Genomic DNA, 7,645 nt, shown 5'->3' with positions numbered 1-7,645 from the left:
GGCCTCCTTGCCCGCTACCTCCTCGGTTTGGATAGCGGCGAGCACCATTCGCAGGGTCGCCGTTCGCAGCTTTTCCTGCGCCTTCATCGCGTCGGTCAGGTCCGCCCGAAGCCGGGACTTCAATTCCGCCATCTCAGAGACGCTACGCGCGCGAGAGAGCGGTCACGGCCCTACGTTGAGAAATGCCGCGACCGCCGACAGGATGGACCCCATGACGCACGTCGACAGCCGCCGCCGCCGGTGAGCACGCTGCCGCCTGACCCTTCCAACGGTCCTCAGAGTATGGAGAGCGGATCCGCCGTGGCTGATGGTGCGGCACCGATCGACGCCGCCTACGCTCCGCCGCCCGCTTATGGACCGCCGCCCGCATACGCCTCCCCGCCCCCGCCGCCGGGCTACGGGCCGCCTCCCGGCTACCCGCCCCCGGGCTACGGTCCGCCCCCGGGCTACGGGCCCCCGCCCCCGGGCTACGGGCCCCCGCCCCCGGGCTACGGTCCGCCCCCGGGCTACGGCCCCCCGCCTCAGGCCTACGGCACCCAGTTCGGCCCCGCACCCATGCCGGGTGCCGCGAAACCCGGCATCATCCCGCTGCGACCCCTGACCCTCAGCGATATGTTCAACGGCGCCGTCGGCTACATCCGCGCCAACCCCAAGCCGACCCTGGGGTTGACCGCCCTGGTCGTGGTCGTCATGCAGGTCATTTCGTTGCTCACCGTGATCGGCCCGTTGACCGCGCTCAACTCGTTGGACTCCGACCGATCCGCTGCACGGGCCGGGGCAGCGGGCGCCTACCTGGCTTCGGTAGGTGGCAGCGCCCTGGTCACCTGGTTGGGCGGCATGCTGCTGAGCGGAATGCTGACCGTGGTGGTCGGGCGCGCGGTATTCGGCTCGCCGATCACCATGGGCGAAGCCTGGGCCAAGGTGCGCGGCCGCATTCTCACCCTGCTGGGGCTGGCGGTGCTGGAAGGCGTCGGGACGGCGGTGATCATCGGCTTGGTCGTGGTGATCCTGGTCGGAGTCGGGTACGTGGCCAATTCCGGCGTAGCGGTGCTGCTCGGCTTTCCGCTGCTGTTCGTGGTCGTCCTGCTGTTGGCCTACGCCTACACCGTGCTGGTCTTCGCCCCGGTGTTGATCGTGCTGGAAAGGCTGCCGGTATTCGACGCGATCGCCCGGTCGTTCGCATTGGTGCGCAACGGTTTTTGGCGGGTCCTGGGCATCCAGCTGCTGGCTGCCCTGGTCGTTGGAATCGTCGGCGGCGCAATCTCGATGCCGTTCACCATTGTCGCCGAGATCATGTTGATCGGCGCCTCGGGCACCACCGGCGTGCTGGTGGGGTCCACCTTGTCAGCTATCGGGGGCGCCATCAGCCAGATCGTGACCGCGCCCTTCACCGCCGGCGTGGTGGTGCTGCTGTACACCGACCGCCGCATGCGTGCCGAAGCGTTCGACCTGGTCCTACAGTCTGGCGCCCTCAATGGTCCCGCCGCGGTGGAATCCACCGACAATCTGTGGCTGACGCGCCCCATCTGACGGAGAACAACTGGTGCCAGCCATTGACATCGACCGCGATGCCGCCCACGACGCAGCGCAGCGCGAACTCAACAAGCCGATCTATCCCAAACACTCACTGACCGACGACATCGCCGACAAGATCACCGCGTTCCTGCTCCGGTTGCTACAGAAGACCTCGTCACTGCCGGGCGGCTGGTTCACTGTCAGCGTGTTGCTCATCCTGGTGGCGATCGCCGTCGCGGTTGCCGTACACATCGCGCGACGCACCCTTCGCACCAACCGCGGCGGCGACTACGAGCTGTTCGACGCCGGTCAACTGACCGCGGCCCAGCATCGCGCTACCGCGGAAGGCTTTGCGGCAGAAGGTAACTGGTCCGCTGCGATCCGCCACAGGTTGCGCGCGGTAGCGCGTGAACTGGAGGAGACGGGCGTGCTCAACCAGGTGCCCGGCCGGACCGCCAACGAACTGTCCACCGACGCCGGGGTGGTACTTCCGCATCTGGTGGGTGAACTGTCGCAGGCGGCAACGGCTTTCAACGATGTGACCTACGGTGAGCGACCGGGCACCCAGGCCACCTACCAGTTGATCGCCGACCTCGACGATCATATTCGTTCGCGCTCAATGACTTCGACGGTGCCGGCCCAGTTGCCGGCGTCGGATTGGGCTCAGATCCGGTGACCGCCACCCGCCCGCCGCCCGGTTCCGTTCGGCAACGACGTCCGTGGCGCGCGGTCCTGCTTGCGCTGGCCGCGGTGACGGTGGTGGCCTTCATCACCACATATCTGACGGCGCCGCGCCCCGGCGGGACGCTGGACCCGGAGGCCACCAGTCCGGCGGGTGCGCATGCACTGGTGACGTTGCTGCGGGACGGTGGCGTCGAGGTCGTCGTGGCCGATACGGTCGCCGAAGTCGAGCGCGCGGCCCGACCCGACACGCTGCTGGTGGTCGCACGGACGCAGTACCTGAGCGACAACTCGCTGCTGGAGCGGGTGGGCAGGGTTCCCGGCGACCTGTTGTTGGTGGACCCCACCTCCCGGGCACGCACCGCGCTGACGCCCCGGTTGCGAGTGGGTGCTGCCAGCAAGCTTGCTATTGAGCCCAATTGTCCTCTGCCACAGGCGAACCGGGCCGGGTCGGTGAATCTGGGGCCGAGTGATTCCTACCGGGCCAGGGGTGACCTGGATTTGGTCAGTTGTTACGGCGGCGCATTGGTCAGCTACCACGACGACGGCCGAACCATCACCGTGGTCGGCAGCAGCCGTTTCATGACGAACGACGGGTTACTCGAGGCGGGCAACGCCGCGTTGGCGATGAACCTCGCCGGCATGCGCCCCCGGGTCGTCTGGTTCGCGCCCCGACGAGCCGAGGGACACAATTCGGCACCGGAGTCGATCACGGACCTGTTCCCGGACAACGTGACATGGATCGTCTGGCAACTATGCCTGGTCGTCGCGCTGCTGGCGTTGTGGCGTGGCCGTCGGGTCGGTCCGTTGGTGGCCGAGGAACTCCCGGTCGTCGTGCGCGCCTCGGAGACGGTCGAGGGTCGGGGCCGGTTGTACCGATCCCGTCGCGCCCGTGACCGCGCTGCTGAGGCGTTGCGCACCGCGACGCTGCAGCGGCTGGTGCCGCGACTGGGCCTGGGTCCCAACGCCCTACCGCCTGCCGTGGTGACAACCGTCAGCCAGCGCAGCGGGGCCGACCCGGACTTTGTGCAGTACCACTTGTATGGTCCCGCCCCGAACAACGACACCGACCTACGAAACCTCGCCCTTGCGCTCGACGACATCGAAAGGCAGGTCACCCACTCGTGACACAGTCCCCGCCCGCGCAGTCCTCTGTCGCAGATCCGGCTCGAGACGCACTACTGGGGTTGCGCAACGAGATCGCCAAAGCCGTTGTCGGACAAGAGGGGGTGATCAGCGGTCTGGTGATCGCGCTGTTGTGTCAGGGTCACGTGTTGCTGGAAGGCGTTCCGGGAGTGGCGAAGACGTTGATGGTGCGCGCCCTGGCCGCCGCACTGCAGCTGGATTTCAAGCGGGTGCAGTTCACCCCGGACCTGATGCCCGGTGATATCACCGGCTCGCTCATCTACGACACCCACACCGCGGAATTCGCGTTTCGGGCCGGCCCGGTGTTCACCAACCTGCTACTCGCCGACGAAATCAACCGCACTCCGCCGAAGACCCAGGCTGCCCTGCTCGAGGCGATGGAGGAGCGCCAGGTCAGCATCGACGGTGAAGCCAAGCCGTTGCCGGATCCGTTCATCGTCGCCGCTACGCAGAACCCGATCGAATACGAAGGCACCTACCAGTTGCCCGAAGCTCAGCTAGACCGATTCCTGTTGAAATTGAACGTGACCCTGCCGCCGCGCGACGCCGAGATCGCGATCCTCGGCCGGCACGCGCATGGTTTCGACCCGCGTGATCTGTCCGCCGTCAAACCCGTCGCCGGTCCCGCCGAGCTGGCGGCCGGTCGGGAGGCGGTACGTCAGGTGTTGATCGCCGATGAGGTGCTGGGTTACATCGTCGACATCGTCGGGGCCACCCGGTCTTCCCCCGCCCTGCAACTCGGGGTGTCCCCGCGCGGGGCGACCGCACTGCTGGGCACCGCGCGGTCGTGGGCGTGGTTGTCCGGTCGCAACTACGTCACTCCCGACGACGTGAAGGCGATGGCCCGGCCGACGCTGCGGCACCGGGTCATGCTGCGCCCGGAGGCGGAGTTGGAAGGCGCCACGTCTGACGGTGTGCTGGACGGCATCCTGGCCTCGGTACCGGTGCCACGCTAGTGATCCTGACCGGACGCACCGGGCTGCTGGCGCTGATCTGCGTCTTTCCGATCGCGGTAGCTCCTTGGCCGGCAAGGGCTTTCGTGATCCTGTTGCTGGTGCTCGTCAGCTTGGTGACGATCGACGTGCTGTTGGCGGCGAGTCCGCGGCGACTGCGTTACAGCCGTTCGCCGGACTCGTCGGTGCGATTGGGGCAACCGGTGGACGCGGGTCTGTTGATTCACAACGACAGTCGCCGACGATTTCGCGGCCAGGTGCGCGATGCATGGCCGCCCAGTGCACGCGGCGAGCCGCGTGCCCATCGACTGGTGATCGCCGGCGGGCAACGTCAGCAGGTGGCCACCCACCTGCGCCCGGTTCGCCGTGGCGATCAGCGTGCGGCGGTGGTCACCGCCCGTTCGATTGGTCCACTGGGGTTCGCGGGCCGACAGGGTTCACAGACGGTGCCCGGTCACGTGCGGGTGCTGCCGCCGTTCCTGTCCCGCAAGCATTTACCGTCGCGGCTGGCCAAACTGCGGGAGATCGACGGGCTGCTGCCTACCCTGATCCGCGGGCAGGGCACCGAATTCGACTCGCTGCGTGAGTATGTCGTAGGTGACGACGTCCGCTCGATCGACTGGCGGGCCAGCGCGCGGCGCACCGACGTGATGGTCCGTACCTGGCGGCCCGAGCGGGACCGGCGGGTGGTGATCGTGCTCGACACCGGACGCATGGCCGCCGGGCGGGTGGGTGTCGATCCGACGGCCGGCGACCCGGCGGGCTGGCCCCGGCTGGACTGGGCGATGGATGCTGCTCTGCTGCTGGCGGCGTTGGCATCTCGCGCTGGTGATCATGTCGACTTCCTGGCCCATGACCGGGTGAGCCGGGCCGCGGTGTTCGGCGCCTCGCGCACCGAGTTGCTGGCTCAATTGGTCGACGCGATGGCGCCGCTGCAACCCGCGCTCATCGAATCCGATTGGCGGACAATGGTTGCCACTATCTTGAGGCGTACGCGCCGACGGTCGCTGGTGGTGCTGCTGACCGATCTGAATGCCACCGCTCTGGATGAGGGCCTGCTGCCGGTGCTTCCTCAGCTGTCCGCCAAGCACCACGTGTTGGTGGCCGCGGTCGCCGACCCGCGCGTCGACCAGCTGGCCGCCGGACGTTCCGACGCGGCCGCCGTCTACGACGCCGCGGCAGCCGAACGCTCCCGCAACGAGCGGCGGGCGATCGCGTCGCGACTACGCCGCAACGGGGTCGAGGTCGTCGACGCGCCGCCGAGCGAGATCGCGCCCGGGCTCGCCGACCGTTACCTGGCCATGAAAGCTACCGGCCAGCTGTAGGACGTGCCGGCGCTAACCGGTCGGCACGAAGTCGGGCGCGTCCTCGATGTCGCCGGTTTCGCCGGCAGCCACCCCGCGCCGGCCGAAGTAGACGATGTAGGACAGGAACGCCACCTCGGCCAGCACGCCGATACCGATGCGGGCGAACGTCGGCAGCGGCGACGGCGTCACCATTGCTTCGATCAACCCCGAGACCAGCAAGACCGCCACCAGCCCTACCGCCACCGACACCACGCCACGGCCCTCTTCGGCCAGCACCTGCCCGCGCGGCCGATCGCCCGGCGAAATCACCGACCAGCCCAACCGCATCCCGACCGCGGCGGCCAGGAAAACCGCGGTCAACTCCAGCAACCCGTGGGGCAGCAACAGTCCGAGCAGCAACCCCCCCTTGCCGGCCGGGAACATCAGACCCGCGATCACCGCCACGTTGGCGGCGTTGTCGAAGAGCACAAACGGTATCGGCAGTCCCAGCACGACCGACATCGCGATGCATTTGGCCGCCACCCAGGAGTTGTTCAGCCACACCTGCAGGGCGAACGCCGCAGCCGGGTGCTCGCTGTAATAGGACTCGACGTCGTGATTGATCAGTTCGTCGATCTCGGCCGGCGTCCCCAGCATGGACTGCACCTCGGGGTTCCCGGCGACCCACAACGCCATGACGACAACGACGGCGAAGAAGGCCACCGCCGTCGCCAACCACCAGCGCCACGCGCGATAGGCGACGACGGGGAACGACACCGTCCAGAAACGCACAACGGTGCTGCTCATCGGGGCGTAGGCACCGGTGACCGCGGACCGGGCGCGGGCGACGAGACTCGAGAGCCGGCCCGTCACCAGCGAGTCCGACGACACCGACCGCAGGATCGACAGGTGGGTGGACACCCGCTGGTACAGCTCCACGAGTTCGTCGACCTCGGCGCCGGTCAGCGAACGACGCTTCTTGATCAGCTGTTCCAGCCGGTCCCAGGTGCCCCGGTGGGTGAGCAAGAACGCGTCGACGTCCACGCTGCGCAGCCTACCGGCGGGCCACCGCCCCTGTAGCGTTCCCAGGTATGTCGGAGGTGGTGACCGGGGACGCCGTGGTGCTCGACGTCCAGATCGCGCAGCTACCGGTGCGCGCGCTCAGCGCGATCATCGACATCACCGTGATCGCCTTCGCCTACTTCGTGGGTCTGGTGTTGTGGGCGGCCACCCTGTCGCAGTTCGACCAGGCGTTGACGATCGCGTTCCTGATCATCTTCACGGTGTTGGCCATGGTCGGCTATCCGGTGGGCATCGAGGTCGCGACGCGCGGACGTTCACTGGGCAAGATGGCGTTGGGTCTGCGCGTAGTCTCCGACGACGGCGGTCCGGAACGCTTCCGGCAGGCGCTGTTTCGCGCATTGGCGGCGGTGATCGAGATCTGGATGCTATTCGGCAGCCCCGCAGTGATCTGTAGCTTGTTCTCGCCGAAAGGCAAGCGGGTCGGTGACTTATTCGCGGGCACCGTCGTGGTGAGCGAACGGGGTCCGCGGCTGGCGCCTCCGCCCATGATGCCGCCCCAGCTGGCGGGGTGGGCCGCGTCCCTGCAATTGTCCGGGTTGACCGCTGGCCAGGCCGAGGTTGCCCGCCAATTCCTTTCCCGGGCAATGCAACTCGATCCCCCGCTGCGCGAGCAGATGGCTTACCGGATAGCCGGCGATGTGGTAGCACACATAGCGCCGCCGCCACCGCCGGGGGTTCCGCCCCAACTGCTGCTGGCCGCGGTATTGGCCGAACGGCACCGGCGGGAACTCGCGCGATTGCGGCCGAGCGTCGGACCGCCGATGCCACCGCCGAATTGGTCACCCCCACAACCGGCGGCCTGGCAACCGCCGCCACCGGTGGCCTGGCAACCGCCGCCCACGACGACACCGTCGACGAGTGCCGATCCCGGCGGATTCTCGCCGCCGAGCTGATACCGCACGCCACCACGGCCCACCGGTCCCACCGGCAGGGCGTTGCACTACGCTCCTTTCCGATATATCGTGATATTAATCAACACAT

The 7,645-nt window shown here is 67.9% G+C and carries 8 protein-coding genes; 6 read left to right on the top strand and 2 right to left on the bottom strand.

The window, feature by feature from the left end:
• The coding region (locus AC5Y3Z_RS12525) for a GatB/YqeY domain-containing protein (protein WP_499925258.1) at positions 1 to 132 on the bottom strand (132 nt) is incomplete at its 3' end.
• Positions 133 to 282: 150 nt separating this feature from the next.
• On the opposite strand from AC5Y3Z_RS12525, the gene AC5Y3Z_RS12520 reads away from it, so the two are divergent.
• Genes AC5Y3Z_RS12520 through AC5Y3Z_RS12500 form a run of 5 tightly spaced genes read left to right on the top strand, consistent with a single transcriptional unit; the run spans position 283 to position 5,620 of the window.
• Positions 283 to 1,530: a DUF7847 domain-containing protein gene (locus AC5Y3Z_RS12520; RefSeq protein WP_473140305.1), complete on the top strand. Its 1,248-nt coding sequence runs from the start codon at positions 283 to 285 to the stop codon at positions 1,528 to 1,530.
• Between the two features lie 13 nt (positions 1,531 to 1,543).
• Entirely contained in the window at positions 1,544 to 2,191 is a 648-nt protein-coding gene (locus tag AC5Y3Z_RS12515) for a DUF4129 domain-containing protein (protein ID WP_473140306.1), read from the top strand.
• Positions 2,173 to 3,324, top strand: a complete 1,152-nt coding sequence (locus tag AC5Y3Z_RS12510) for a DUF4350 domain-containing protein (RefSeq protein WP_473140307.1) — start codon at positions 2,173 to 2,175, stop codon at positions 3,322 to 3,324. The genes AC5Y3Z_RS12515 and AC5Y3Z_RS12510 overlap by 19 nt, the downstream gene beginning before the upstream one ends.
• On the top strand, positions 3,321 to 4,298 hold the full coding sequence (locus AC5Y3Z_RS12505; RefSeq protein ID WP_473140308.1) for an AAA family ATPase: 978 nt from the start codon (positions 3,321 to 3,323) through the stop codon (positions 4,296 to 4,298). The genes AC5Y3Z_RS12510 and AC5Y3Z_RS12505 overlap by 4 nt, the downstream gene beginning before the upstream one ends.
• A complete protein-coding gene (locus AC5Y3Z_RS12500; protein ID WP_463826005.1) occupies positions 4,298 to 5,620 on the top strand; it encodes a DUF58 domain-containing protein in 1,323 nt (440 codons plus the stop codon). The genes AC5Y3Z_RS12505 and AC5Y3Z_RS12500 overlap by 1 nt, the downstream gene beginning before the upstream one ends.
• Positions 5,621 to 5,632: 12 nt before the next feature.
• Here AC5Y3Z_RS12500 and AC5Y3Z_RS12495 read toward each other — a convergent pair whose 3' ends face one another.
• On the bottom strand, positions 5,633 to 6,625 hold the full coding sequence (locus AC5Y3Z_RS12495; protein ID WP_473140309.1) for a stage II sporulation protein M: 993 nt from the start codon (positions 6,623 to 6,625) through the stop codon (positions 5,633 to 5,635).
• Between the two features lie 47 nt (positions 6,626 to 6,672).
• On the opposite strand from AC5Y3Z_RS12495, the gene AC5Y3Z_RS12490 reads away from it, so the two are divergent.
• Positions 6,673 to 7,557 carry an RDD family protein gene (locus AC5Y3Z_RS12490; protein ID WP_473140310.1) on the top strand — a complete coding sequence of 295 codons (885 nt, stop codon included), beginning with the start codon at positions 6,673 to 6,675 and terminating at the stop codon, positions 7,555 to 7,557.
• Positions 7,558 to 7,645: the final 88 nt, after the last annotated feature.

Source organism: Mycobacterium sp. NGS61 (assembly GCF_059812325.1).
This window is presented reverse-complemented; position numbering and strand designations above follow the sequence as displayed.

Excerpts from the sequence above, each read along its gene's own strand:
- AC5Y3Z_RS12520 (WP_473140305.1), top strand. The coding sequence starts at position 283 with ATGGAGAGCGGATCCGCCGTGGCTGATGGTGCGGCACCGATCGACGCC.
- AC5Y3Z_RS12490 (WP_473140310.1), top strand. The coding sequence starts at position 6,673 with ATGTCGGAGGTGGTGACCGGGGACGCCGTGGTGCTCGACGTCCAGATC.